Below are 25,213 nucleotides of genomic sequence, written 5' to 3' on the forward strand. Positions count from 1 at the left end.
CACGGGGCTGGGTCACGGGGCTGGGTCCTCGACGACGGCGGCGCTGCGGCCGGCGGCGATGTCGGCCTGCAGCCGCTCGGCCGTCGTCGTCTTCTCGGCCCAGAAACGGGCGTCCTTGAGCCGCCAGACCAGCATGAAGACCACGCCGACCAGGAAGATGCCGACGCCGATGACCAGCGGCGGGCCGAGGCCGAACCAGGCCTCACCGCTGTAGGAGTTCGCCGGGTCGGCCAGGTCCCCGATGCTCTCGACGAGCAGCCAGATCAGCAGCAGCGAGCCGATGACCGGGCCGACCCCGATGAGCAGGAAGTCCTTCACGCTGCGGGTCAGCTGCCGGCGGTGGAACACCGCGCAGGCGATGCCGGTGAGGGAGTAGTAGAAGGCGATCAGCAGCGACAGCGCGGTGAGCGAGTCGAAGAGGGCGTTCTCGCTGATCAGGTTGACCACCAGGTACCAGGCGATGGCGATCGCCGCGACGGTCCAGGTCGACACGTCCGGGGTGCGGAAGCGCGGGTGGATCCGGGCCAGCGCCGGGGGCATCGCGTGCCGCCGGGCCATCGACAGGCCGGTGCGCGAGGCCGGCAGGATCGTCGTCTGGGTGGAGGCGATGGCCGAGGTGGACACCGCCAGCAGCAGCACCCAGTCCCAGGGACCCATGACCTCGGTGGCCAGGGTCGCGAAGATCGTCTCCTCCTCCCCCGAACGGTCGGCCAGGAACGCCGGGCCGAAGTAGCTGAGGATCGCGATCGTCACGCCCAGGTAGGTGACCAGCAGGACGACGGTGGAGACGATCGCGGCCTTGCCGGGGGTGGACTCGGCGTCCTGGGTCTCCTCGGTGAGGTTCACCGCGGACTCCCAGCCCCAGTAGATGAAGACCCCGAGCAGCAGCCCGCCGGTCAGCGCCGCACCGCCGGCTCCGAAGGGGTTCAGCCAGGACAGCGAGGGGGTGAGACTGCCCCCCTCCTCGCCGTTGCCGCGCAGGCCCGCGGTCAGCGCGATGCCGGCGAAGACCAGCAGGGCGACCACCTGGGCCACGATCAGGCCGTTCTGCAGCTTGGCACTGATCTCGGTGCCCAGCACGCAGACCGCCGTCATGGCGATGATCAGCAGCACCGTCAGGGTCCGGACGACGAACACGTTGCCGGCCAGGCCGTCCAGCTGCAGGGCCAGCAGCCCGAACCGGACGCCGACGTCGGCCAGCGAGCCGATGACCAGCACCCCGGTCATGGCGATCGCCCAGCCGCCCAGCCAGCCGATCCACGGCCCCATCGCCCGGGTGACCCAGGAGAAGGTCGTCCCGCAGTCCTGGTCGGCGCGGTTGAGGTAGTAGAAGGCCGAGGCGATCAGCAGCATCGGGATGAACGAGGCCAGGAAGACCCCCGGCGCGTACACCCCGACCAGCGCCACCACGGCACCGACGACGGCGGCCAGCGAGTACGCCGGTGACGTCGAGGCCAGCCCGATGACGAGGGCGTCGACGAACCCGATGGCCCCCTGCTTCAGCTGGGGCTGGGCGTCGGCCCGGTCGGCCGGTGCGCTCACCGCTCGCTCTCAAGTCCGGTCATGCGACGGTTATCGCAGGTGCCGAGGGGCTGCACAAGGGTTTCGCGTGTTACGAGTTGGTGCGGCGACGGAAGCCGTCGCCAGTGACGACGATCTCCCCTAGGGTCGCAGCACCGTCCCCTCTGAGAGGTCCTCATGCGCATCCTGCTGGTCGGCGCCGGTGGCGTCGGCAGTGCCATCGCCGCCATCGCCGCCCGTCGTGACTTCTTCGAGGCCATGGTGGTCGCCGACTACGACGGCGCGCGGGCCGAGAAGGTGATCGCCGCCGCCGGGGGCGACGCCCGGTTCACCGCCGTGGGGTCGCTGGACGCCGGGGACGAGTCCGCCGTCGCGGCCGTGCTGGCCGAGCACCGCTGCGACGTGCTGATGAACGCCGTCGACCCGCGCTTCGTGATGCCGCTGTTCCGGGCCGCACTGGCCGCCGGGGCCGGCTACCTGGACATGGCGATGTCGCTGTCCAGGCCGCACCCGGAGGACCCGTACGCCAAGACCGGCGTGAAGCTCGGCGACGAGCAGTTCGAGATGGCCGGGCAGTGGGAGTCCGCCGGGCAGCTGGCGCTGGTGGGGATGGGCGTGGAGCCCGGCCTGTCCGACGTGTTCGCCCGGTACGCCGCCGACCACCTGTTCTCCGCCATCGAGGAGCTCGGCGTGCGGGACGGCGCGGACCTGCAGGTCGCCGGCTACGACTTCGCACCCTCCTTCAGCATCTGGACCACGATCGAGGAGTGCCTCAACCCGCCGGTGGTCTACGAGGAGGGGCGCGGGTTCTTCACCACCCCGCCGTTCAGCGAGCCCGAGGTGTTCGAGTTCCCCGAGGGCATCGGACCGGTCGAGTGCGTCAACGTGGAGCACGAGGAGGTGCTCCTCATGCCGCGCTGGGTCGACGCGAAGCGGGTCACCTTCAAGTACGGCCTGGGCGAGGAGTTCATCGACGTCCTCAAGACCCTGCACAAGCTGGGCCTGGACCGGACCGACCCGGTGACCGTCAAGGGCGTCCAGGTCAGCCCGCGCGACGTCGTCGCGGCCGCGCTGCCCGACCCGGCCACCCTCGGTGACGTGATGACCGGCAAGACCTGCGCCGGGCTCTGGGTGAAGGGCACCGGCCAGGACGGCGAGCCCCGCCAGGTCTACCTGTACCACGTGGTCGACAACGAGTGGTCCATGCGCGAGTACGGCCACCAGGCCGTCGTCTGGCAGACCGCGGTGAACCCGGTCGTGGCGATGGAGCTGCTGGCGGCCGGCACCTGGTCCGGCGCCGGGGTGCTGGGCCCGGAGGCCTTCGACAGCACCCCGTTCCTGGAGCTGCTGACCGCCTACGGCTCCCCGTGGGGCATGCGCGAGGGCGGCTGACGCGCGGGGCGCACCGTCGCGGGGGCCAGGGCTCCTGACCCCCGCGACGGTGTGTCCTCAGCGGGTGACCGTCACCCGCCCCTGGGCCACCGGGTCACCGTCACTGCCCCTGGCGGTGAGGGTGGTGGCCCCGGCCACCGTGTCGGCCGGCACCTGGAAGGTGATCCGGGCGGACCCGTCCGCGCCGGTGAGCACGGTGGACACCTGCGCCGGTCCGAGGGAGAGCGTGGTCAGGTCCCACCGGTCGAAGCCGGCGACGGCCACCGTCAGGTACCCACCCGCCGCGACCCGGGACGACAGCGCCCGGACGCTGGGCGTGACGTCGGCGGTGATGGCCACCGTCAGCGACCGGACGGTGCTGACGTTCCCGGCGACGTCGGCCGAGCGGTAGCTGACCAGCGAGCTGCCGACGGTGTCGAACCGGACGCCGTCGGCCGGGGCAGCGGTCCACGCGCCGTTCCCCACCCGGTACTCGATCCCCGCCAGACCGGAGTGCGCGTCGGTGCCGGCGAAGGTGAGCCGGACCGGGTTGCGCGGGGTCCCCGATGCGCTGGGTAGCGCCGCCACCGAGACGGTCGGACGCGCGGTGTCGACCGAGACCGACACCTGCCCCTCGGACCCGGCGACGACCACGGAGGAGCGCAGCAGTCGGTGGTCCACCGTGTGCGCGCCGTTGGCGCTGACCGTGAACGGCCGGCTGTAGGTCCGCCAGCTGCCGCCGTCGACCCGGTACTGGACGGCCGACGCCGGACCGGCTGGCTTGGTCAGCGTGACCAGGACGGACCCGCCGTACCAGCCGGCCACCGGCTCGTCGGCCGAGGACAGGGACGCGGTGGCCCCCGCCACGGCGGCCTCCACGGTGGACTGCTGTCGAGCCGAGTTCCCGGCGACGTCCACGGTGCGGACGACGACGTCGGTCCGGGCGGCACCCACGGTCACCGGGGCGGTGTAGGGCGACCACGTCGTCCCACCGTCCAGCGACCACTCGGTGGCGGCGACACCGGAGGTGGCGTCCGCGGCGGTCGCGGTGACCGTGCGGGCCGCCCGGTCGACCCTCAGGGTCAACGTCGGGTCGGTGGCGTCCACCTGGACCGGCACGTCCTGGACGGCCGAGTACTGGCCAGCGGAGTCGACCGCCCGTACGCCCACCACGTGCGGGCCGTCGGTGCCCACGACCAGGCCCGTGGTCGAGGCGGCCCACGCCCCGCCGTCCAGCCGGTACTCCACCGTCGGCGCGGGTGCGTCGTCGGTGGCCGTGCCGGTGACGGTGACCGGGCCGTCGACCCAGCCCGCCGCGTTCGGCGCCGGCGCGGACGTCGTGCTCAGCGTGGGCTCCGCGTCCGCGGTCGAGACCGTGGTCGGGGTGCCGAGCACCGTCGGGGCGATGGTGACGGCGTTGACGTCGGGGGCGAACGCCCCGGCGTTGCCGAACACCAGCGGTGCGTCCGACGTGGTGAGGGTGACCGGGATGGTCCGGTTCTGGAAGGAGTTCCAGGCGTAGGTGTAGCGGAAGTACGCCTCACCCACGGCCGTTCCCGCCTCGGTCACCTGCAGCCTGCGGTCGATGACCTGCGGGTTGTAGGCGTGCTGCCCGATCGTCTCGGCGTTGGCGTAGGAGACGACCACCTCGTAGTCGCCGGGGGCCGCGAACCCCGCCTGGCGGGGGATCGTCAGGGTGGCGCCCCGACCGAGGTAGCCCACGGAGGCCCCGCCGGTGACGTTGCTCCCGCTCGATGCGGCGATGGTGCCCACCCGGGCGCCGCCGGCGAGGACACCGGACTCGGCCTCGATGCGGGTGGCCGCCGCATCGGCGTCCGGGGTGCGGACGGTGCTGACCTGCTGCAGCAGGGTGCCCCCGGCGGAGCGGACCTCGATCTCGTTGATGCCCTCGGAGAGGAACACCCGCGCGGTCGACGCCCAGGAACCGGCGCCCGGTGTGGTCATGGCGGGCACGGCCCGGCCGTTGACCGTGATGGAGACCGACGAGGCGCCCTGGGTGACGTGGTCCAGGACGACGTCGTGGTAGCCGTCCTCCCAGGCGCTGACGTACAGGTCGGCGCGCTGGTCACCGCTGATGGAGGCGAACCCGCGGGCGTCCGGGGTGGTCCAGTCCAGCCCGGCCCCGTCGTAGAAGCGCAGCGTGCTGGCGGGGTGGACCGTCCGCTCGCCGTCGGTGACGTCGGTGAGCAGGAACCGGTCGAGGGTGATGTCGGCGTTGGGCAGCACCGTCGTGCCGTCGGCGCTGGCGCGCACGGACAGCGTGTGCGACCCCGCGGTCAGCTCGACCTCCATCTCGGTGGACCCCCGGTACTTCCACCGGCTGGTGTCGTTGAGTGCGAGGTTCGCGGCGTACTGCACCGTGCCGGCGGCAGCTCCGTCGACGAACAGCGCGTGCTGCCCGGGTCGGCCGGGAGTGGCCCCGACGACCTGGAACCGGTACGTGCCGTCGCGGGGGACCTCGACGGTCCAGTCGGCCCGCGAGCCCGCGTTGTTGAACGAACCGACGTCCCGGCCGCCGGAGGCGAGGAAGTTCCAGCCACCGTTGGCCGTGGGGCTCTGGGTGTAGACCTGCGCGCCGCTGAGCCGGGTGTCCTCCGCCTCGACGGCGGCCGACCAGGCCTGCTCGGCACCGACGGTGGAGTCCCCGGCCGGGGTCACGACGACCTGGTAGCCGGCGTACCGGTCCAGGTTCGACACCGTCAGGGTGAGGTCGCCGTCGGACAGGGCGACGTCCTGGGCCGCCTGCACGACCCGCGGGGTGGCGGAGAGACCCTCGGCCCCGGACAGCGGGGCCTCCCGGACCTCGACGTCCACGGCGCCGCCGAAGACGGCGGGGTCCAGGTCGGTCATGGCCACCTGGACCTGGTCGGCCGCGGACCCCCCGTAGAGCACGGTGGCCCGACGGTCGGAGGTGTCGACGGCCCCGATGCCCTGCAGGGTGTCGGGGACGTCGGGCTGCGGCGGGGTGACCGCCACGGTCCGGCTGCCCTCGAGGTCGCCGTACCACTTGAACAGCCACCAGCCGGCGTTCGCACCGTTGGCCCGCGCGGTGTTGTCCGACAGGTTGCCGGCGTAGTTCCAGTACGCGGTCTGGGCGTCGACCTTGGCGTCCTCGAACATCGAGAACCACTGGATCAGCTGCCCGGGCACGCTCATGTCGCGGAGCAGGCCGTACTCGGTGATGTTGACCGGGAGGTCGGCGATGCCCAGCCGGTCCTCGATGGCGCGGTACTCGGCCAGGTGGGCCGGGAACGTGGCCAGGTTGTCGATGCCCAGCTCGTGCCAGATCGCGATCTCGGGCAGGTTGCCCGCCTGCTGCGCATGGGTCATGAAGACGTCGGTGCGCTCGCGCTGCCAAGAGGCGTCGCCGGGACCACCGATGCGCGGGACGGGCTTGCCGGCTGCGGTGTAGACCTCGCTGATGACGGCGTGGACGGCGTCCCAGTCGCCGAGGAAGAACTGGTCGAAGACCCCTCGGTCGCCGTACCAGTTGCCACCGTCGGGCTCGTTGAAGGGGATCAGCACGTAGTCCGAGGCACGGTCGGGGTCGCTGGCGAGCTCCGTGGCGACGATCCGCACGACCTCCAGGTAGTCCCAGGTGCCGTTGGGCTGGTTCGCGTACTCGCCGGTGGCCAGGTCGTAGCTGCGGTCGTCGCCCGGGCGGCGCCCGCCGTTGTAGGCCCAGTCCGGGTAGTAGTCCTGCATGTAGACGTACATGTCCTGGCCGTGCTTGGCGTAGAAGTCGCCCTGCACGTCGAAGATGTCGCCGCTGGGGTGCTGGGTGCCGAACGGCGGCTTCTGCGAGGTGTTGGTGACGTGGGCGCCGTTGACCAGGGCCCGGGTGGGTGCGCCGGTGTCCCCGAAGCCGTACAGGGTGCCGCTGGCCCCGCCGCGGAACTCCCCGGTGTCCTGGTCGAAGTCGACCGCGAGGGTCTCGCTGGTCGCGGCCGCCGCCGTCGGGGGTGGGACGGCGAGCGTCCCGCCGATCACGAGGCTGGCCGTCAAGGCGGCCAGGGTGGGGAGGGATCTCTTCGTCATGGGCGTCGTCGCTCCTGGACGTAGGGCCCGGTGTGAGCCGGGTCTCGCATGTCCCGCTCTGTGTAACCGCTTACAGAAAGCGGTGTCAAGCCCTGACGCGTCGCTGACCTGGGCTGATGCGTCGAGGTACCGGAACACGCCAGCAACCCCCTCCCGCATGCGGGAGGGGGTCGCGGGGAGAGCGGTCAGACGAGGACGACGACCACGCCGGGGCCCTGGTCCTGGGCCAGCAGGTGGGCCAACACCTCCGGCGAGGTGCTCGCCGGGACCTCGCGGAGCCTGAACCCCGCCGCGTACAGCGCCGCCGCGACGCCGGCGGGGACCGAGCCGGCCGCCACCACCGGGGTGCGCGACGGCGGGGCACTGCACCCCGGGTCCCCCGGCACCTCGCAGGGCAGGTCCGGTCGCGGGGAGTTGCGACGACCCAGCGCCTGCGCCGCCGGGTCGGGCGCCCAGTCCAACACCGTCATGGCCGCCTGCACCCGGGCCCGGGTGGCCACGGCGACGTGGGGGTGCTCGTTGAGCACGCGGGACACCGTCTGCCGGCTCACCCCGGCCATCCGGGCGACGTCCTCGACCGTGGTCGGGTGGTCCGGCGCCACCCGAGCACGGTCGAGCGCGGGCGGGTCAGCCCGCAGCGTCGACGCGGGCACCGTCGCCTCCCCGGAACAGGTGCACCTCGTCGGGCCGCAGACCCACGTGCACGGTGCTGCCGGCCCGCGGCGGGGTGCGCCCGTCGACCCGCACCACCAGGGGGCGACGGCCGTCGCCGGCCCCGAGGGAGCCGTGCAGGTAGGCGTCGGCGCCCAGCTCCTCCACGACGGCGACGTCGAGCCGCAGGCCGGTCCCGTCGCCGGTCAGGTGCAGGGCCTCGGGACGCACCCCGAGCTGGGCGCCCTCCCCCGACCCCAGGGCGCCGCGGGCCGCCGGGCCGACCGGGACCGTGAGGTCACCCAGTTGCACCCCCTCCGCCGTCAGCGTCACCGGCAGCACGTTCATCGCCGGGGAGCCGATGAAGCCCGCGACGAACACGTTCACCGGCCGGTCGTAGAGCTCCCGAGGGGTGGCGACCTGCTGCAGCACCCCGTCCTTCAGGACGGCGACCCGGTCGCCCATCGTCATCGCCTCGGTCTGGTCGTGGGTGACGTAGACGGTGGTGGTGCCCAGCTCCCGCTGCAGCGAGGCGATCTCGGTGCGGGTCTGCACCCGCAGCTTGGCGTCCAGGTTCGACAGCGGCTCGTCCATCAGGAACACCCGCGGCGAGCGCACGATCGCCCGGCCCATGGCCACCCGCTGCCGCTGGCCGCCCGACAGCGCCTTGGGCTTGCGGTCCAGGTGGCCGGTGAGGTCCAGCATCGCCGCGGCCCGGGCCACCCGGGTGGCGATGTCGGCCTTGCCGACCCCGGCCAGCCGCAGCGCGAAGCCCATGTTCTCCCCCACCGTCATGTGCGGGTACAGGGCGTAGGACTGGAACACCATCGCGATGTCACGGTCCTTGGGCGAGGCGTCGGAGACGTCGACCCCGTCGATCCGGATCTCCCCCGAGGTCACCTCCTCGAGCCCGGCCAGCATCCGCAGCGCGGTGGACTTGCCCGACCCCGACGGACCGACCAGCACCAGGAACTCCCCGTCGGCGATCTCCAGGGACAGCTCGTCGACCGCGGGGACCGGGTTGCCCGGGTAGAGCCGGGAGGCCTTGACGTACTCGACGGTGGACATCAGTGGCTCTCCGGTGCGGTCGGGGGTGGGGGTGCGGTGCTGTCCCGGAGGACCAGCAGGGGTCGGTCGGCGGAGAAGGCGGGCACGTCCTCGTCGGAGAGCAACGCCAGCAGCAGGCCGAAGGCCCGCCTGCCCAGGGCCGCGAAGTCCTGGGCCACGGTGGTGAGGCTGGGCGACCAGAGCTCGGCCAGCGGGTGGTCGTCGAAGCCGACGACGCTGACGTCCTCGGGCACCCGGCGGCCGGCGTCGGTGAGGCCGCGGACCACGCCCATGGCGATCTCGTCGTTGCCGGCGAAGACCGCGGTCACCTCGTGGTCCTCGGCCAGCGCGCGGCCGATGGTGCGGCCGGTGGCCGCCGACCAGTCGGCGTCCCACAGTGGGGGGACCGGGGCACCGGCGTCGGCCAGCGCCCGGCGCCACCCGGTGGTGCGCCCGTCCTCGTCGCGCGAGGGCGGGATGCGGACGTGGTGCACGGTCCGGTGCCCCAGGGACAGCAGGTGCTCGATGAGCTCGACCGCCGCGCTGTACTCGTCGAGGACGGCCTGGGGTGCGTCGCTGCCCGGCGCCCCACCGGCGACGACGAGGGGCACGTCGGCCGGGATGCGCTCACGCAGGGCCACCCCGGCCGGGTCGAACTTCAGCAGCACGATGCCCGCCGCGGTCTGGCCGAGCACCAGGTCGATGGCGCGGTCGACCTCGGCGTCGTCGGTGGTCTCGGCGACGGTGATGGACACCGTGTAGCCCGCGGCGCGGGCGGCTTCCTCCACCCCGCGGATGGTCTCGGCGTAGCCGTAGTGCGAGGTGTTGCCGGCCAGCAGCGCGATGTTGCGGGTCTGCCGCAGCGACAGCGCCCGGGCCGTGGCGCTGGGGCGGAAGTTCAGCTCGGCGATGGCGTCGAGCACCCGGTCGCGCTTGTCCGGACGGACCACGGCGGACCCGTTGAGCACCCGGGAGACGGTGGGCACGGAGACGCCGGCGAGCTTGGCGACGTCGGCCATGACAGCCGGCCGCTGACGTCGGACAGGAGGGGCCATGGGGGTCATGGTGCCGGGCTCCCCGGCACCCGCGGGTGCTGGATGCGGCGCACTGGTGGGGGCGTGCGTGAGGGTCACTTCACCGCACCCCCGGTGATGCCCGAGATGATCTTCCGCTGGGCGATGACGAAGGTGAGCAGCAGCGGCAGGCTCATCACGATCACGTAGGCGAAGATCAGGTGCCAGTTCTGCAGGTACAGCCCGGCACTGGCCACCCGGAACAGGTTCAGCGGCAACGTGTCCAGCTGCCCGCCCAGCACGAACAACGCGTAGAACACGTCGTTCCAGATGTAGAGCACGATCAGGATCGTCGCGGTCGAGAGCACCGGGGTGAGCAGCGGCAGGATGACCGTGAAGAACACCCGGACCGGGCCGGCCCCGTCGACGCGGGCGGCCTCCTCCAGCTCGTGCGGGACCGTGCGGATGAAGCCGGTCACGAAGAACACGACCGTGGACAGGTACATCCCGGTGTAGACCCCGACCATCCCGGTGGGCGTGCCGGCCAGGCCGAGCTGACGCAGCAGCAACACGATCGTGACCACGGCGGGCGGCAGCACGATGCCGCTGATCATCAGCGCGTAGACCACGGCCATGCCGCGGCCGCCGCGGCGGGCCAGCACCCAGGAGGCCATGGACCCCAGCACCAGGACCAGGAAGACCGAGGGCGCGACGACCAGGACGCTGCCGAAGAACGCTCGGACCATGTCGCCGTCGGTGACCACCTCCCGCACGTTGGTGAGCAGCTGCCAGCTGCCCGGCGGGGACAGGTCGGGGTCGAAGGCCTCGGCCTGGCTCTTGCTGGCGGTGGACACCACCAGCCAGAACGGCACCCCCAGCAGCGCCAGGGTCGCCAGCACCGCGACGACCGGCTGCAGCGCACCGCGTCCGCGGCGGCGCCGGGACGCCGGCTGCCGGGTGGGGGCCCGCAGGTCGGCCGGGACGGGGGCAGCGGCGATCGTCACAGCACGTCCTCACGCTTGCGCAGGTACCAGATGACCGGGACGGCCATGAGCGTGACGGTCACGAACAGGACCAGGCTCATGGTCGTGGCCTGGGCGAACAGCCCCTGCCCGAAGGTCCGGAAGATGAAGATGTTGAGCAGCTCGGTCGTGCCGCCGGGCCCGCCCTCGGTGGTGGCCTGGACGACGTCGAAGCCGTTCATGGACCCGAGCAGGGCGGTGGCGAAGTTGAAGGTGACCGCCGGGGCCAGCAGGGGGAAGCGGATCCGGCGGAAGGTGTCCCACCAGGTGGCGCCGTCGAGGCGGGCGGCTTCCAGCACGTCCTCGTTGATGGTCTTGAGACCGGCGAGGTAGATGAGCATCGACAGGCCCATCCACTTCCAGGCGTGGATGAGCGCGACGACGACGATGGTCCAGGTCGTGTTGCCCAGCCAGGCGATCTGGACCTCGGTACCGGAGAGGAACCCCAGGGCCTGGTTGAGGCCGCCGTCGGGCTTCAGCAGCGCCTGGAAGACGTAGCCCACGGCGAGCGCGGACATGATCACCGGGATGAAGAACAGCACCCGGCAGACCCGGTTGAGCCGGTTGTCCCGCTCCAGCAGCAGGGCCAGGACCAGGCCGAAGAGGTTCTGGAAGACCGCGACCAGCACCGCGTAGACGACGGTCACCCGCAGGGCGTCGAGCAGGGTGCCGTTGTCGAAGAGCGCCGTGAGGTTGTCGGTGCCGACGAAGGAGATCTCGGACTTGAAGCTGGACCAGTCGGTCAGCGCGTAGAAGAAGTTCGACAGGGTGGGCAGGAAGAAGAAGACGAAGACGACCACGAGGGCGGGGGCCAGGAACCACAGCGGGTGGTCGCTGCGTCGTCGTCGCTTGCCCCGGGGGGCCGCGGGTGGCTGGTCGCCGCCGTCCAGTCTCGGGCGTTCCCGCAGGTCGGTCATGGTCATCGCGAGTCCCTCGTCGGAGTCGGGAGGGGCGACCCGTGGCGGGTCCCCCACCTCGTCGTGGGTCGAGCTGGTGGTGGACCGGTCCGGGACGCGGACCGGTGGTGCCGGGGCGGGCGGTGCGCCCGCCCCGGCACCGTGGGTCAGAAGCCGTCGGCTCCCTGGGCGCGGGCCAGCTCGGCGAACTGCGCCTGCGTGGCCTCGGCGACCTCGGCCGGGGTCTTCGTGCCGGCGATCATGTCGGCGAGGTAGATGTACAGGTCCGGGTTGGCGATCGCCAGGGCCTGCATGGAGCCCACCGAGCCGGACACGGAGTCGGCCGCGGCCTGCAGGGCGTCCGGCACGGTGTCCGGCGTCGTCACGTCGGGCATCAGGGAGACCGTCGACTGGTCGTCGACGAAGTCCTGGTACCCGTCGCCCAGCCAGTAGGACAGCAGCTGACGCGCCGCGGCCTCCTGGTCGTCGTCGCCGGTGTTGAAGGCGACCAGGGCGTTGGTCTGGTCCGGGATGTAGGTGGCGGTGTTGCCCGAGGGCGAGATCGGGAAGAACCCGATGTCGGAGTTCAGGGTCTCGGTGTCGCTGAGCTCCTGCAGCTGGTTGAAGAAGCTGTTGACCTGCACGACCATCGCGGCGTCACCGGCGAGCAGGGCGGCGCCCTGGTCCTCGAAGGTGGCGGTGGCGATGTCCTCGTTGAACAGCCCCTCCTGGATGAGGGCGTCGTAGCCGTCGATCGCGCCCTGGATGGTCGGGTCGGTGAAGGACTCCTCGTTGGCGTTCACCCGGTCCCAGAGCCCGTCCTGCGCTGCGTCGGCGAGCTGCACCTGGACCCACCACTGGGTGGCCCAGCGGTCCCCGCCCATCTCGAAGAACGGCGTGACGCCCTGGCTGTCGAGCTGCCGGCCCAGCGCCAGGAAGGAGTCCCAGTCGGTGGGCAGGTCGGTGACACCGGCGGTCTCGAAGACGCTCTTGTTGTAGTAGACGCCCTCCACGGAGGGCATCGAGACCAGCGCCGCGTACCGGGTGTCGTCCAGGATCCCGGTGATGTCGCGCAGGTCCGGGTCGTAGCCGTCCAGCCACGGCGCACCGTCGAGGGACTGCAGGTTCTCACTGGCGTTGAGCGCGGTGAGCTGGGACGCAGTCGGCTGCCAGAAGGCCAGGTCCGGCATGTCACCGGTGGCCACCCGGGTCTGCACACCCTGCTCGTAGGGGTCGGCGATGGTCTCGACCTCGACCTCGGCGCCGGTGAGCTGCTCGAACCCGGCGATGACCGAGTCGGGCACCGAGGTGGAGTTCTGCGCCGCCCAGATGGTGAGCGTGGTGCCGGACAGGTCGCTGTCCTGGGCGGGCCAGGACGCGGCCTCCCCCGACCCGTCACCGCCGCCGGTACCAGGGTCGCTGCAGCCGGTGAGCGCCATGGACGCGGCCACGACGGTGACCGCCATGCCTCGCAGGGCCTTGGACATGGGTGTGCCTCTCTCGTACAGGGGACGTCCGGACCAACGGTGGTCCGGACGATCGTGCCGGTGGGGTCGTGGGCTCACGACGGCCTCGGGACGACGTCGAAGACCCGGGCGCCGACCCCGGGTGCGGGCGCGTGCACGGTGAGCACGCCGGCGGTGTGGTCCCAGGAGGTGTCCCAGGACGGGAGACCGGCCGGGAAGGCGACGGTGACGTCGACCTCGCGTCCGGCCAGGTGCGGGAGGTGCAGGTGCACCGGGGTGGCCGCCTCGCCGCGCTGCCAGACGGCCACGAGGTCGCCCTCGGCGGTGCGCAGGCCCAGCGACAGCGTGGGGTCGGTCCACCCGGGCAGGCCGGTCGGCCACACCGGGGACGACGTCCGGATGCGGTGCCGCAGGACCTTCGCGACCTCCACCGCCTCCACGACCAGTGCCAGCTCCGACGGGGCCATCCGGTTCAGGTAGCCGGACAGGTAGAACCGGCCGAGCAGCCCGGTGACCAGGCAGAAGGCCACCTGCTCGGGGCTCATGCCCGGCTGCGGGTAGGCCCAGTTGGCGACCTGCTCGGGCAGCACGGACAGCGGGGTGCTGGCTGCGATCGGCGGGTACTTCCACGGGTCCTGCTGGTCGGAGCTGGACTGCATCGCGCTGCGGGACAGGATGGCGGCGTCGGCGCGCATGGCGCCCGAGGAGCAGCTCTCCAGCACCAGGGTCGGGTGCCGGTCCAGGACACCGTCGAGCCAGGCCAGCACGGCGCGGCTGTGGCCGAGCAGCCCGTCGCCGAGGCTGTCGCTGTCGTGGTCGGTCCCCGCGCCGGGGTCGATGTTGTAGTCGAGCTTGAAGAAGCCGACCCCGAACTCGGCGACCAGCCGGTCGACGACGGCGTCCAGGTGCGCGACGGCAGCCGGGTGCCGCAGGTCCAGGTGGTACCGGTCGTGCTCGACCACGCGCTGACCGTGCCGGAGCAGGAACGCCTCGTCGGGCAACCGGCCGGCCAGCGGGCTGGCGACCCCGACGACCTCGGGCTCCAGCCACAGGCCCGGCACCATGCCGGCTGCGCGGATGTGCTCGACGACCTCGCCCAGTCCGCCGGGGAAGCGGGTGGTGGAGGGCAGCCACTCACCGACGGAGTCCCACCAGTGCCCGCTGTCGTCGTACCAGCCGGCGTCGATGCAGAAGACCTCGGCACCCACCGCCGCCGCGGCGTCGACGAGCGGGAGCAGCTTGTCCGTCGTCGGGTCGCCGTCGAGGGTGTTCATGTAGTCGTTGAAGACCACGGGCATCGCGGTGTTGTCCGCGTGCTCGCGGCGGGCGGCCCGGCGGTGGGCGGTGAGTGCCGCAGCAGCCCCGGGCAGCCCCGCCCCGACGGCCACGGTGGCCGGCACCGAGGTGAACGAGGCGCCGGGCGCCAGCACGCAGGTCCACCCGGCGAGGCGCTCGGTCGGTCCGGACAGGGTCAGCGTCCACCCGGCCGTGTCCTCGGCGACCTCGGTGGCCCAGGGGCCGTTGTGCTCCACCTGCCAGGCCCAGGCCAGGTCCCACGGCTCGGAGACCAGCAGCCCCACGGGGAGCGGACCCGAGGTGGACCAGGTGCCAGTCGAGCTGGCCGTGTGGGCGTCCCTCGGGTCGTGACCGGTCAGCTCCTCGGCCAGCTCGGGGAACAGATCGGCCCGCAGCGACCGGGTGCTCCAGCGGTTCTCGGCGAGCCAGTCACTGCGCCCGGAGACCAGCTGCCACTCCGCGGGGAGGTCACCGGTCGAGCCGGCCGGGACGCCCAGCGACATCGACCAGGAGGGGACCGCCTGCAGCACGAGGGGCCGGTCGGAGGTGTTGGTGACGGTGACGGTGGCGCGGAAGGCGGCCACCCCCTCGTGGGCCTGCAGGCTCAACCGGGCGCGGAGCGCGCCGTCCGGGGTCTCCTGGTCCACGACCAGCCCGTCGTCGACCAGCTCGTGACCGGTGTACCGGAGCCGGCCGCCCAGGGTCGTGTGGTCCAGCCGGGGCGACGCCGGTGCGTGCCCACCCCCGACCGCCAGCAGCTCGACCACCGGGACACGGTGGGCGAACCGGACGTCGTGGTCGGGGGTGCGCACGGCGGCCAGCGACACGGGTCCGTCGATGGGTCGGTCGAGGGTCAGCGTCAGCTCGGACGAGCCCCAGACCAGCACAGGTGCCTGCTGGTCGGTGCTGCTCGCACGGTCTGTGATTGCGGTCACGAGCACAAGATACCGATTTCAAGGAGCTTTGCAAGCGCTTTCTCCGCGGTGGCTGACACGTGTCCCGCCTCCGGGTCCGCTGGTGAAACCGCTTGCACCACGTGCATGATGCCGGGCATGCAGACACGAGCCCTCGGGCGCAGCGGATGTGCGGTCTCGGCCCTGGCGCTGGGCACCATGACCTTCGGGGCGGAGGCCGACGAGGACACCTCGCACGCCCTGCTGGACGAGTTCGTGTGCGCGGGCGGCACACTCGTCGACACCGCCGACGTCTACGGCGCCGGGGTGTCCGAGGAGATCATCGGCCGGTGGTTGCGGACCCGACCCGCCGACGTCACCGCCGAGGTGGTGCTGGCCACCAAGGGCAGGTTCCCGATGGGCGAGGGTGCCAACGACGTGGGCCTGTCCCGGCGACACCTGCGCCGCGCCCTGGAGGACTCCCTCCGCCGCCTGGGGGTCGAGCACGTGGACCTCTACCAGGTGCACGGCTTCGATCCGGCCACCCCGCTAGAGGAGACGCTGTCCTTCCTCGACGACGCCGTGCGCAGCGGCAAGGTCTCCTACGTCGGGCTGTCGAACCACACCGGCTGGCAGGTGCAGAAGACCGTCGACCTCGCCGTCCACCGGGGTCTGACCGTGCCGGTGACGCTGCAGCCGCAGTACAACCTGCTGGTCCGCGAGGTGGAGTGGGAGATCGTGCCCGCCTGCGTCTCCACCGGGCTGGGGCTGCTGCCCTGGGGCCCGCTCGGCGGCGGCTGGCTGACCGGCAAGTACCGCCGGGACGAGCAGCCGACCGGGGCGACGCGGCTCGGGGAGGACCCGGCCCGCGGGGTCGAGCACTGGGCCCGGCGCAGCAGCCGGGAGCGGACCTGGGACGTGGTCGACGCCGTCGTCTCCGTCGCCGACTCCCGTGGCTGCACCCCCGGCGAGGTGGCCATCGCCTGGCTGCTGGCCCGTCCCCAGGTCAGTTCGGTGCTCCTGGGCGCCCGGGACCTCGCGCAGCTGCGGGCCAACCTCCCCGCCGCCGACCTGGTGCTGGCAGTGGAGGAGACCGCCGTCCTCGACCGGGCCAGCGACCCCGCTCCGGCCGACTACCCCTACGGGGCGTTCGGCGAGGAGCAGCGGGCCCGCTCGATCTGAGCCCCGGACACGACTGCGCCCCCGGGCCCCGACAGGGCACGGGGGCGCAGCCCGGAGAGGTCAGGCGGTGGGGCGGCGCGCGCCGGCGTAGCCGGGCTTGTCCACGCTGGTGACGGCGACCGGGCGGCCGGAGACGCTGGCGTGCACCATCTGGCCGTTGCCGATGTACATGCCGACGTGGCTGACCGGGCTGTAGAAGAACACCAGGTCACCGGGCTGTAGGTCACCGCGGGAGACGGCGGGGCCCATGCCGGACTGGGTGCGGCTGGAGTGCGGCAGGGAGACGCCGGCCGCGGCGTAGGCGTACTGGGTCAGGCCGGAGCAGTCGAAGCCGTCGGGGCCGGCGGCGCCGACGACGTAGGGCTTGCCGACCTGGGCGAGAGCGGTCTGCACGGCGATGGCGGCGGCCTCGGTCGGCGCAGCGGCCGGGGCTGCCTCCGCGGCGGCCGCGGTGGCGTCCTCGGACACCGCCGGGCCCACGACGGTGCGGAAGACGGTGGCCTGCGCGGTGGCGGTGAGCCGGGCGAAGTCGGCCTCGTAGCCGGCGAGCTGGGTCTCCAGCTCGGCCTGCTGCGCCTGGACGGCGGTCAGTGCCGCGGTGGCGGTCGCGGCGGCCTCGTCGGCGGCGGACCGGGCGGCGGCGGCCTCGGCCTGGGCGGCGGTGAGCTCCCCGACGGTGGCGTTGGTGCTGCGGGTCAGCTGCTCCAGCGTGGCCAGCCGGGTCACCAGGTCCTCGGCGGACGTGCTGGTCAGCATCGCCTCGAGGCCCGAGGGGGTGCCGCCCATGTAGCCGGTGGTGACGATGGCGTGCACCCGCGGGGCGAGCCGGGCGACGGCGGCGTCCGCGGCGTCGGCGAGGGCGTCGGCCTGCGCGGCGGTGGCCAGCTGGGTGTCGGCGGCCAGCTGGGCGTCGTTGACCTGCTCGCCCAGTGCCTCGACCTGCTGGGCGGCGGCGGCCACGGCGGCAGCGGCCTCGGCCGGGGTGTCGGGGGCCGCCGTGGCGGTCCCGGGCACCAGGGCCACGGCGAAGCCGGCCGCCACGGCGAGCGCGGCGACGCGGGTGCTGCGTCGGGTCGTCCAGGTCACGAGGGCCTCCAACGGTGCGCCGTCCACCGGGGAAGGGGTGGATCTCCGAGCGCGTCTCGACGGACGGTAACGACGAGTTGGCTCAGCGTGTGCTCGCCACGCGGGGCACGATCGACGTGTCGACCGGCGCGTCGGGCTCGCGGATCAGCCGGCGGCCGGCTCCTGGCACTCCAGGGCGGCGACGGCGGCGGTGTCCCGGAGCACGGCGAGGAGCTCGGCCGACGTCCACGGCTCGCAGCAGTCGCACTCCCCGCCGTCGGCGAAGCTGCGCAGCCCGAGGGTGCCCCCGGCCCCGTCCTCCCTGATGCGGAGCTGGCCGTCGGCGGGGTCGCGGTGGCACGTGCACTGGGAGGCACACATGCCCAGCCCCCAGCCGGCGACGACGGTGGCGTCCCCGTCCTCCCGGACCTCGCCCAGTTGGAAGACCGACGGCTTCTGGCTCCGCGTCACGCTGCTGCCCCCTCGCCCCGCCCCGTCCTGGACGGACTCGTTCCTGCCGGGCCCCGAGTCTGGGACCGGGTCGTTTCCGGGCCGTGTCGGTGCCGTGAGGGGTGGGTTCCGATCACCGCAGGTCGTCGTAGAGCCCCAGGTGGGCAGCGGCAGCGGCATCCCAGTCGTGCGCCCCCGCCAGCACCCGGCCCGCTCGGGCACGGGCCGGGTCGCGGGTCCCGGCGGCGCTCACCAGCGCGTCGGCGAACCCCGGTGGGTCGACGGCGAAGGCGGCCGTGGCACCGAAGACCTCGCGCAGCACCGGCAGGTCCCGGGTCACCACCGGCACCCCCGCGGCCAGGGCCTCCATCGCGGCCAGCCCGAAGCCCTCCTTGGTCGAGGGGAAGGCGAACACGGCCGCGCCGGCGACCAGCGCGGGCAGCTCGTCGTGGTCGACCGGGCCCAGCACGACCGGCCGGACGCCGAGCTCCGCGGCCCGGGCATCGACCTCGGCCCGGTAGGTCCGGTAGTCGAAGAGCGTCTCCCCGCCGGCGACGACGAGCTCGAGGTCGGGCCGCTGCCGGTGGACCAGGGCCATCGCCTCGACCAGGTCGCGGGTGCCCTTGCGCGGCTCGATCCCGCCGACGGCCAGCACGTAGGCCCCCAGCCGGTCCCGCCACCGTCGTCGCCCGGCCGCGCCCGCCGGGCCGGCGGACCGGGCGAACCGGGCGGCGTCCACGCCGTTGGGGATGACCGTGGCCACCCGACCCCAGCCGGTCGCCACCTCGGCGGCCACGGCGGCCGAGACGCAGACCAGTGCCCGCGGTTCGACGACGGCCCGCTCGTGGCAGGCCGCGAGCTCCGGGGTGGTGAACACGTCCAGGTGGTGCACGGTGCGGACGCAGCCGGGCACGGCGTTGGCCGAGATGCAGTCCTGGGCGTGCACGACGTCGTAGGCCTCGTCCCGGAAGGCCGCGCCCAGCACCGCGATGGAACGCAGGATCCGCGCCCCGACGTCCTCACCCGGGACGTCGGGGAAGGGCACCAGTCGCAGGGTCACCCGGGGGTCGACGGCGCGGAAGAACGCGCTGTCCCCGCCGCGGCCCAGCGACCAGACGTCCACGTCGTGACCGGCCCGGGCCAGCGCCTCGGCCAACGCCAGGGTGTGCACGACCCCGCCGCGGGGCTTCGTCGAGTAGGTGAGCAGCGCGAGCCTCACGAGTAGGCGTCCGGACGGCGCTCGCGCAGGTGGGACAGCACCAGCCGGGAACGGCTGACCTCGCCGGCGACGTCGAGGTCGGCGACGGCGAGACCGGCCTTGGCCCAGGTCCGGGCCAGCACGTCACCGCCGGGTCCGACCACCTTGGACTGGCCCAGGAACCGCAGTCGGCCCATCGTGCCGGTCTGGTTGGCCGAGACCACCACGACCTGGTTCTCCGCGGCCCGGGCGCAGTCGTAGAGGTCGAAGAGCCGGGACTGCCGGTCCTGCAGCAGCCGCGGCGCCCGGTCGGTCAGCGAGGCCGGCCACGCCGACAGGCAGGCCAGCAGGTGGACGCCGTCCCCGGCGAGGGCGCGGGCGGCCTCGGGGAAGGTCTTGTCGTAGTCGACCAGCATGCCCAGCCGGCCGACCGGGGTGTCGAAGGCGGTGAACGCGTCACCGGCCGAGTAGGCGGCCACCTCGCCCGCGGGCTGGTGCACCTTGCGGTGCCTGCCCAGCACACCGTCCCCGGTCAGGCAGACGGCGCTGTTGAAGAACCGGCCGTCAGCGGCCTCGCGGTAGGCCAGGCAGACCACCGTCGGACCGGCCGCGGCGGCCACCCGGGCGAAGACCTCGTCGTCGGCGGCCAGCGCCGGCGGCAGCCCGGTCTCCCCCACCGCACCGAACCCGCCGAGGTAGCCGCCCAGCGTGGCGTCGGGGAAGACCAGCAGGTCCACCCCCTGTGCCCGGGCGTCGGAGGTGATGGCCTCCACCTTGGCCACGCAGGCGCCGACGTCCCGGCCGAAGTGCGCCGAGACCGCGGCGAGCCTCACGCCGTCCGGGACGCCGACGCCGCGGCGGCCGTGTCCGGTGCGCTGCCCAGCCCGGTGCGGGTACCCGCCGCCGTGAGCTCGGTGATCCGTTCGGCGACGAACTCGGCGTCCCGGGCGATGCCGGCGAACCGGCCCGATCCCCAGGTGTGCAGCCACGGCAGCCCGAGCACGAAGAGCCCGGGCGCGGCGGTGACCCCACGGACGTGGGTGGGGTACCCGGCGCCGTCGAAGACCGGCACGTCCACCCACGACCAGTCGGCCCGGAACCCGATCGCCCAGACCACGCTGCTGATCTCGGCGACGTCGAGTGCGGTCGGGTCCTCGTGGGGTGCCCAGACCGGCACGTAGCGGGGCTCGGTGGGCGCGTCGATGCCGGCGGCGTCCACGTGCCGGTCGATGACGTCCTTGGCGCTGTCGTCCACGGCGTCCGCGCGGTCCAGGTGCTCGGTCAGGTTCGGCGCGAAGGTGAGGGTCGTGCCGGCCAGCCCGGTGAGCGTGCCGTAGAGCCGCATGCCCTCCGCGGCGAACGTGCGCAGGTCGATGTCGCGGCCGCCGTCCCGGCCGGTGACGTAGTGGTTGGTGCCGACCCGGGCGGCCTCGCCGTCCCGGTGCTGCTCGACGGGCAGGTCGTAGTGGCCCATGTCGTGCAGCCAGGCGACGACGTCGCGGCCGCGGTACCGGCGCGCGATCCGGGGCGCGCTCCCCACCGCCAGGTGCACCCGGCGGCCGGCCAGGTGCAGGTCCTCGGCGATCTGCGCGCCGGACTGCCCGGTGCCGACGACGAGCACCTCGCCGTCGGGCAGCTGCCCGGGGTTCCGGTAGGCCTGCGAGTGCAGCTGGGTGATCCCGTCGGGCAGCGCCGAGGCGTAGGGCGGGACGACGGGCAGGTGGTAGCCGCCGACGGCCAGCACGACCTGGTCGGCGTGCAGCTCCCCGGCGCTGGTGGCCAGCGTGTAGCCGCCCCCGGCGGCGGGGGCGAGCCGGGTGACGGCCACGCCCTCGTGCACCGGCGGGTCGAACGACGCCGCGTAGGACCGCACGTAGTCGACGATCTCCTCGCGCAGCATGAAGCCGTCGGGGTCGTCACCGGCGTACGGCCAGCCCGGGAGCTGGCACTGCCAGTTGGGCGTGACCAGGCAGAAGGTGTCCCAACGGGCGTCGACCCACTCGTGTGCGACGGTCTCCCGCTCCAGCACGACGTGCTCGACGCCGCGCTGGACCAGGTGCCAGCTGATCGACAGCCCGGCCTGGCCCCCGCCGACGACCGCGACCGGCACGTGTGCCGGCAGGCCGGTGCGGGTGCCGGCGGCCTCGGTGAGCGTCATGCCGGCACCGCCAGCCCGTAGGTCTCGGGACGGCGGTCCCGCAGGTGCCCCATCGACCGCCGCGCCCCGGCGAGCACCTCGCCGACGTCGACGGTGGCGACCGCGGTCCCGGGCGCGACGCCGGTCGTGGCCAGCACGTCACCGCCCGGTCCGACCACCTTGGCGCTGCACACGAAGCGCAGCGAGCCGAAGGTGCCCGACTGGTTCGCCGACACCCAGACGATCTGGTTCTCCAGCGCCCGGGCCTGGTCGAACAGGTCGAACCGGCGGGTCCAGCGGTCCTCCGCCAGGTCGGCGGCAGCACCGGTCCGCGAGCCGGGCCAGGCCGACATGCAGACCACGATCTCGGCCCCGTCGACGGCCAGCGTGCGGGCCGCCTCGGGGAAGGCCTTGTCGTAGCAGATCATCATCCCGATCCGGCCGACCGGCGTCTGGAAGGCACGGAACCCGTCGCCGGCCGCGTAGGAGTTCGACTCCCCCAGCGGCTGGTGCACCTTGCGGTGCACGCCGAGGACGCCGTCCCCGGTGACGGCGACCGCGGTGTTGTACCGCCGGGTGCCGTCGGACTCGCAGAACCCGGCGGTGACCACCACGTCGCCGGCGATCGCGGCCAGCCGGGCGACCTCGGGTCCGTCGACGTCCAGGGCGGGGGGCAGGGCGTGCTCAGGAAGCACCTCGGTCACGCCGTGGTCACCCAGGGATGCCAGGTACCCACCGAGGGTGGCCTCGGGCAGGGCCAGCAGGTGGACGCCGCGGGCCCGGGCGTCGTCCACCAGGGACTGGATCCGGGCAAAGGTGGCGTCGAGGTCGCGGCCGAACGGTGCGGCGACGGCGGCGAGCGTGGTGGTCACGAGCTCTCCTGGGGGTTGCCGGGTGGAGTGCCACGGCGCGGGATCTGCGTCCCTGCCACTCCACGGGAGGCGCCCAGACCGGTCACCGGACCGGTCAGGGCGGAGGTGGTGGAGCCGTCGGGCCAGCGCAGTCGCACGCCGGAGCCGGGGACGAGCTCGCCGCAGGTGCCGGTCGTCGCCGGCCCGGCGGGGGCGACGGCGCGGTCGGCGTCGTCGGTGGTGAGGAAGGCCGAGCCGGGGAAGCAGGTGAACCAGTCGCCGACGTTCGCAGCGTCCGGTCGGGGCACGGCCGCGACGTCCAGGACGGCGCCGCACCCGCTGGCCTCGGCGAGCATCCCCAGCGTCCCGACCAGGCCGGCCATCGAGACGTCCTTGGCCGCGGCGGGGGCGGTCCGGGCGACGACCGAGCCCATCAACTGCAGCTCGGCCGTCGTCCGGCCGGTGGTGGAGTCCCACTGCCGGCCGGTGGCACCGGGCCGCCAGTCCCCGCCGAGGTCGGCCGTCAGCCGGACCTGCTGGCCCGGTCGCCCGCCCGAGGCCGGGACCGGGCGGTCGGTACGACCCAGCGCGGTCACGCTCAACGCCGCGGGGACGCCGAGCTGGGTGTGCCCGCCGAGCACCGGCACGCCCCAGGCCTGCGACCCGGCGCGCAGGCCGGCGACGACCCGGGCCGCGAAGGAGGCGTCCCGCGCGCCGACGGAGTCCAGCAGCCCGAGCGGGGCCGCACCCATGGCGCTGAGGTCGTTGACGTTGACCAGCACGCCGCACCAGCCGGCCCAGCCCGGGTCGCGCTCGACCATCGAGGGCAGGATCGCGTCGCACGCGGCGACGACGTCGGTGCCCGGGACCGGGGCGCCGTCGTCGCCGACGAAGCCCGGGCCGCCCAGGTGCAGGCCGGCCAGCAGGCCGCCCAGCGGGGACTTCGTCGCCTGCGCCAGCGCGGCCAGCCGGCCGATCGGCCAGGTGACGGCGGTGTGCGGCCGCCCGGCGACCTCGGCGGGGCCGACGGTCAGCCAGCCGAGCCGGGTGAACATCGACACGAAGCGGTCCTGCACGGTCGCGTCGAAGCGCAGCGCCCCGGCCTGCTCGGCGCGGGCGCAGGCCGCGGCCACCAGGGCCGGCCCGGTGCCCGGTGCGCTGCCCGGGGCGACGACCAGGCGGGAACCGGTCCACCAGCCGACGTCCGGGCCGTCCGGGTCGGCGGGGGCGAGCCGCACGCCGCCCAGCACCTCGCCCGTTGTTCCACGTGCAACCAGGACGACGGTCCGCCCGTCCAGGTCGGTCGCGTCCAGGTCGGAGCCCGCGAAGAGGCCCTGGTCCTCGACGAACGCCCGCCGCCGGAGCTGCTGGTGCGCCCGGACCCCGTCGTCGTCGGCCTGCTCGAGGCGCCATGCCGGCGGCACGGCGGGCAGCCGGTGGTCGACCAGCAGCACGTTGCGCTCGAGGGAGTCCACGGGCGCCCTCATGCTCCGGCTGCCTGGAGCGCACTGCAGGCACCGCATGCCGCGCACCCGGCGCCCTGGTCGGCACCGCGCATGCCCAGCGCGCGCAGCCCCGCCGCGACCCGGGTGGTGACGTCCTCGAGCACCGCGGGGTCCGGGGGGCCGACGCCGTCGGCCACCGCCAGCGTGCCGGCGAGCGGGCGGTAGGGGACGACGAAGGGGTAGACACCGCGGCGGGCGAGGTCCAGCGCGCCGGCGACCAGCTCGTCGGGGTCCTCCCCCAGCCCGACCAGCAGGTAGGTCGAGACCCTGTTGCGCCCGAAGACGCGCACCGCCTCGTCCCACGCGGCGTCGTACTGGCTCATCGGCACGGTGGCCTTGCCGGGCATCCAGCGGGCCCGTACGTCGTCGTCCAGGGACTCGACGTGGATGCCGATCGCGGTGGCCCCGGCGTCCTTCAGCTCACCGATGGCATCCAGGTCCTGCGGGGCCGGCGGCTCGCACTGCACCTGGACCGGCAGCCCGGGCACCGCCGCGGTGACCGCCCGGACGCAGCGGGCCAGGTGCCGGGCGCCCCGGTCGCGGCCGTTGGTGGTGCCGGTGGTCATCACCATCTGCGCGACGCCGTCCAGCCGCACGGCGGCCTCGGCGACCTCGGCCAGCTGGGCCGGCGTCTTCACCGCGGTGGTCGACCCAGCCGTCAGCGAGGCCTCGATGGCGCAGAACCGGCAGCGGTCGGCCTCGTCGTACCGGATGCAGGTCTGCACGACGGTGGTGGCCAGGACGTCCTTGCCGTGCAGCCGGGCCAGCTGCTCGTAGGGCACGCCGTCGGCGGTGGTGAGGTCGTAGAAGCGGGGGCGCTCGATGGCCTCGGCGTCGAAGCCGAGGTCGGCGCCGTCGAGCAGCAGCCGGCCGCCGCTGATCGAGTACGGGCTGTCGGCGTTGAGCGGCAGCGCCGTCCCCATGCCGTTGAGCAGGACGTGGCCGTCGTCGCTGGGGCCAGCCCCGGCCCGTCTCCGGACCGGGGCGTCGACCCGGACGCCGAGGATCGCGACGTCCACGCGGGTGCTCGTCGTCCGGGTCATGGCCGCGCGACTCAGAGGTTGTAGGTGCTGTTGATGATCGCGCCCTTGCGGGCGTAGTGGATGAGCGCGTCCTGCACGTCCAGCGGGTGGCAGGGGATGCAGCCGGCGATCAGGTCCTCCTCGCGGAGGCCGTGCAGGCTCAGCCCGAAGCGGCAGACGTAGACCGTGCCGCCCTCCTCGATGAACTTCTCGATCTGGGAGTTGATGTTCTGCTCGCCCGGGAAGGCGGAGTCCCCGGTGGTCGGGAAGCCACGGGTGGCCATCGCGTTCATCGCGGCCGGGCCGTAGAAGTACAGGACCGAGTCGTAGCCCTTGCGCAGCGCGCGCAGCGCCTGCAGGCACGCCACGAAGCTGACCGAGGACTCGTGCGCGATGCCGTGCACCAGGGTCAGGTAGCTCTCGCCCTCGCCGGCCTGGTAGTCCGGGAAGATCTTCGTCGAGCCGTAGAGGTTGCTGCCCTTGGGCAGCGAGGGGTGCGGGATCTCGGCGAGGCTGGCCTCCGCGTTGGCCTTGATCTCCTCGGGCGATGCGAGCGGGGTGGTCACAG

The 25,213-nt window shown here is 73.5% G+C and carries 20 protein-coding genes; 2 read left to right on the top strand and 18 right to left on the bottom strand.

The window, feature by feature from the left end:
- Positions 1 to 12: 12 nt before the first annotated feature.
- A complete protein-coding gene (locus ASG41_RS12965) occupies positions 13 to 1,542 on the bottom strand; it encodes an APC family permease (RefSeq protein WP_056295355.1) in 1,530 nt (509 codons plus the stop codon).
- A 156-nt stretch (positions 1,543 to 1,698) separates the two neighbouring features.
- On the opposite strand from ASG41_RS12965, the gene ASG41_RS12970 reads away from it, so the two are divergent.
- The gene (locus ASG41_RS12970) at positions 1,699 to 2,913 is read left to right on the top strand and encodes a saccharopine dehydrogenase family protein (RefSeq protein WP_056295359.1); all 1,215 of its coding nucleotides are present in this window, start codon (positions 1,699 to 1,701) and stop codon (positions 2,911 to 2,913) included.
- A 57-nt stretch (positions 2,914 to 2,970) separates the two neighbouring features.
- Here the strand turns inward: ASG41_RS12970 and ASG41_RS12975 are convergent, their stop codons facing one another.
- From ASG41_RS12975 to ASG41_RS13010, 8 genes are all read right to left on the bottom strand, one after another.
- Complete coding sequence (locus tag ASG41_RS12975) at positions 2,971 to 6,918, bottom strand: CBM35 domain-containing protein (protein ID WP_200938860.1); 3,948 nt, start codon at positions 6,916 to 6,918, stop codon at positions 2,971 to 2,973.
- 218 nt (positions 6,919 to 7,136) lie between these two features.
- A complete protein-coding gene (locus ASG41_RS23645) occupies positions 7,137 to 7,553 on the bottom strand; it encodes a LacI family DNA-binding transcriptional regulator (RefSeq protein WP_200938861.1) in 417 nt (138 codons plus the stop codon).
- A gap of 25 nt (positions 7,554 to 7,578) precedes the next feature.
- A complete protein-coding gene (locus ASG41_RS12985; protein ID WP_056295364.1) occupies positions 7,579 to 8,670 on the bottom strand; it encodes an ABC transporter ATP-binding protein in 1,092 nt (363 codons plus the stop codon).
- Positions 8,670 to 9,704: a LacI family DNA-binding transcriptional regulator gene (locus ASG41_RS12990; RefSeq protein WP_056295368.1), complete on the bottom strand. Its 1,035-nt coding sequence runs from the start codon at positions 9,702 to 9,704 to the stop codon at positions 8,670 to 8,672. The genes ASG41_RS12985 and ASG41_RS12990 overlap by 1 nt, the downstream gene beginning before the upstream one ends.
- Positions 9,705 to 9,778: 74 nt before the next feature.
- Positions 9,779 to 10,666, bottom strand: coding sequence for a carbohydrate ABC transporter permease (locus tag ASG41_RS12995; RefSeq protein ID WP_200938862.1), 888 nt, complete (start codon positions 10,664 to 10,666; stop codon positions 9,779 to 9,781).
- A complete protein-coding gene (locus ASG41_RS13000) occupies positions 10,663 to 11,607 on the bottom strand; it encodes a carbohydrate ABC transporter permease (RefSeq protein ID WP_082556900.1) in 945 nt (314 codons plus the stop codon). The genes ASG41_RS12995 and ASG41_RS13000 overlap by 4 nt, the downstream gene beginning before the upstream one ends.
- Before the next feature lie 140 nt (positions 11,608 to 11,747).
- Positions 11,748 to 13,067: an ABC transporter substrate-binding protein gene (locus tag ASG41_RS13005; protein WP_056295371.1), complete on the bottom strand. Its 1,320-nt coding sequence runs from the start codon at positions 13,065 to 13,067 to the stop codon at positions 11,748 to 11,750.
- A gap of 74 nt (positions 13,068 to 13,141) precedes the next feature.
- The gene (locus ASG41_RS13010) at positions 13,142 to 15,277 is read right to left on the bottom strand and encodes a glycoside hydrolase family 36 protein (protein ID WP_157519405.1); all 2,136 of its coding nucleotides are present in this window, start codon (positions 15,275 to 15,277) and stop codon (positions 13,142 to 13,144) included.
- A gap of 117 nt (positions 15,278 to 15,394) precedes the next feature.
- On the opposite strand from ASG41_RS13010, the gene ASG41_RS13015 reads away from it, so the two are divergent.
- Positions 15,395 to 16,417 carry an aldo/keto reductase gene (locus ASG41_RS13015; RefSeq protein ID WP_056295374.1) on the top strand — a complete coding sequence of 341 codons (1,023 nt, stop codon included), beginning with the start codon at positions 15,395 to 15,397 and terminating at the stop codon, positions 16,415 to 16,417.
- Positions 16,418 to 16,477: 60 nt separating this feature from the next.
- On the opposite strand, the gene ASG41_RS13020 is transcribed toward ASG41_RS13015, so the two are convergent.
- The 9 genes from ASG41_RS13020 to ASG41_RS13060 form a co-directional block, all read right to left on the bottom strand.
- Positions 16,478 to 17,503 carry a C40 family peptidase gene (locus ASG41_RS13020; RefSeq protein WP_056296518.1) on the bottom strand — a complete coding sequence of 342 codons (1,026 nt, stop codon included), beginning with the start codon at positions 17,501 to 17,503 and terminating at the stop codon, positions 16,478 to 16,480.
- Positions 17,504 to 17,647: 144 nt separating this feature from the next.
- Complete coding sequence (locus ASG41_RS13025; RefSeq protein ID WP_056295376.1) at positions 17,648 to 17,953, bottom strand: hypothetical protein; 306 nt, start codon at positions 17,951 to 17,953, stop codon at positions 17,648 to 17,650.
- 112 nt (positions 17,954 to 18,065) lie between these two features.
- Positions 18,066 to 19,151: an MSMEG_0565 family glycosyltransferase gene (locus tag ASG41_RS13030; RefSeq protein ID WP_056295380.1), complete on the bottom strand. Its 1,086-nt coding sequence runs from the start codon at positions 19,149 to 19,151 to the stop codon at positions 18,066 to 18,068.
- Positions 19,148 to 19,963 (bottom strand): carbon-nitrogen hydrolase family protein, encoded by an 816-nt coding sequence (locus ASG41_RS13035; protein WP_056295383.1) that lies wholly within the window; start codon positions 19,961 to 19,963, stop codon positions 19,148 to 19,150. The genes ASG41_RS13030 and ASG41_RS13035 overlap by 4 nt, the downstream gene beginning before the upstream one ends.
- The gene (locus tag ASG41_RS13040; protein ID WP_056295386.1) at positions 19,960 to 21,288 is read right to left on the bottom strand and encodes an MSMEG_0569 family flavin-dependent oxidoreductase; all 1,329 of its coding nucleotides are present in this window, start codon (positions 21,286 to 21,288) and stop codon (positions 19,960 to 19,962) included. Before ASG41_RS13040 ends, ASG41_RS13035 begins: the two co-directional genes overlap by 4 nt.
- Entirely contained in the window at positions 21,285 to 22,139 is an 855-nt protein-coding gene (locus tag ASG41_RS13045; protein ID WP_056295389.1) for a carbon-nitrogen hydrolase family protein, read from the bottom strand. Before ASG41_RS13045 ends, ASG41_RS13040 begins: the two co-directional genes overlap by 4 nt.
- Positions 22,136 to 23,605: an MSMEG_0567/sll0787 family protein gene (locus tag ASG41_RS13050; RefSeq protein WP_082556901.1), complete on the bottom strand. Its 1,470-nt coding sequence runs from the start codon at positions 23,603 to 23,605 to the stop codon at positions 22,136 to 22,138. The genes ASG41_RS13045 and ASG41_RS13050 overlap by 4 nt, the downstream gene beginning before the upstream one ends.
- Complete coding sequence (locus ASG41_RS13055; RefSeq protein WP_235564775.1) at positions 23,602 to 24,642, bottom strand: MSMEG_0568 family radical SAM protein; 1,041 nt, start codon at positions 24,640 to 24,642, stop codon at positions 23,602 to 23,604. Before ASG41_RS13055 ends, ASG41_RS13050 begins: the two co-directional genes overlap by 4 nt.
- Positions 24,643 to 24,677: 35 nt before the next feature.
- Positions 24,678 to 25,211, bottom strand: coding sequence for an MSMEG_0572/Sll0783 family nitrogen starvation response protein (locus tag ASG41_RS13060; RefSeq protein WP_082556902.1), 534 nt, complete (start codon positions 25,209 to 25,211; stop codon positions 24,678 to 24,680).
- Positions 25,212 to 25,213 lie beyond the last annotated feature (2 nt).

Origin of the sequence: Modestobacter sp. Leaf380 (assembly GCF_001424485.1) — a bacterium.
Lineage (GTDB): Bacteria > Actinomycetota > Actinomycetes > Mycobacteriales > Geodermatophilaceae > Klenkia.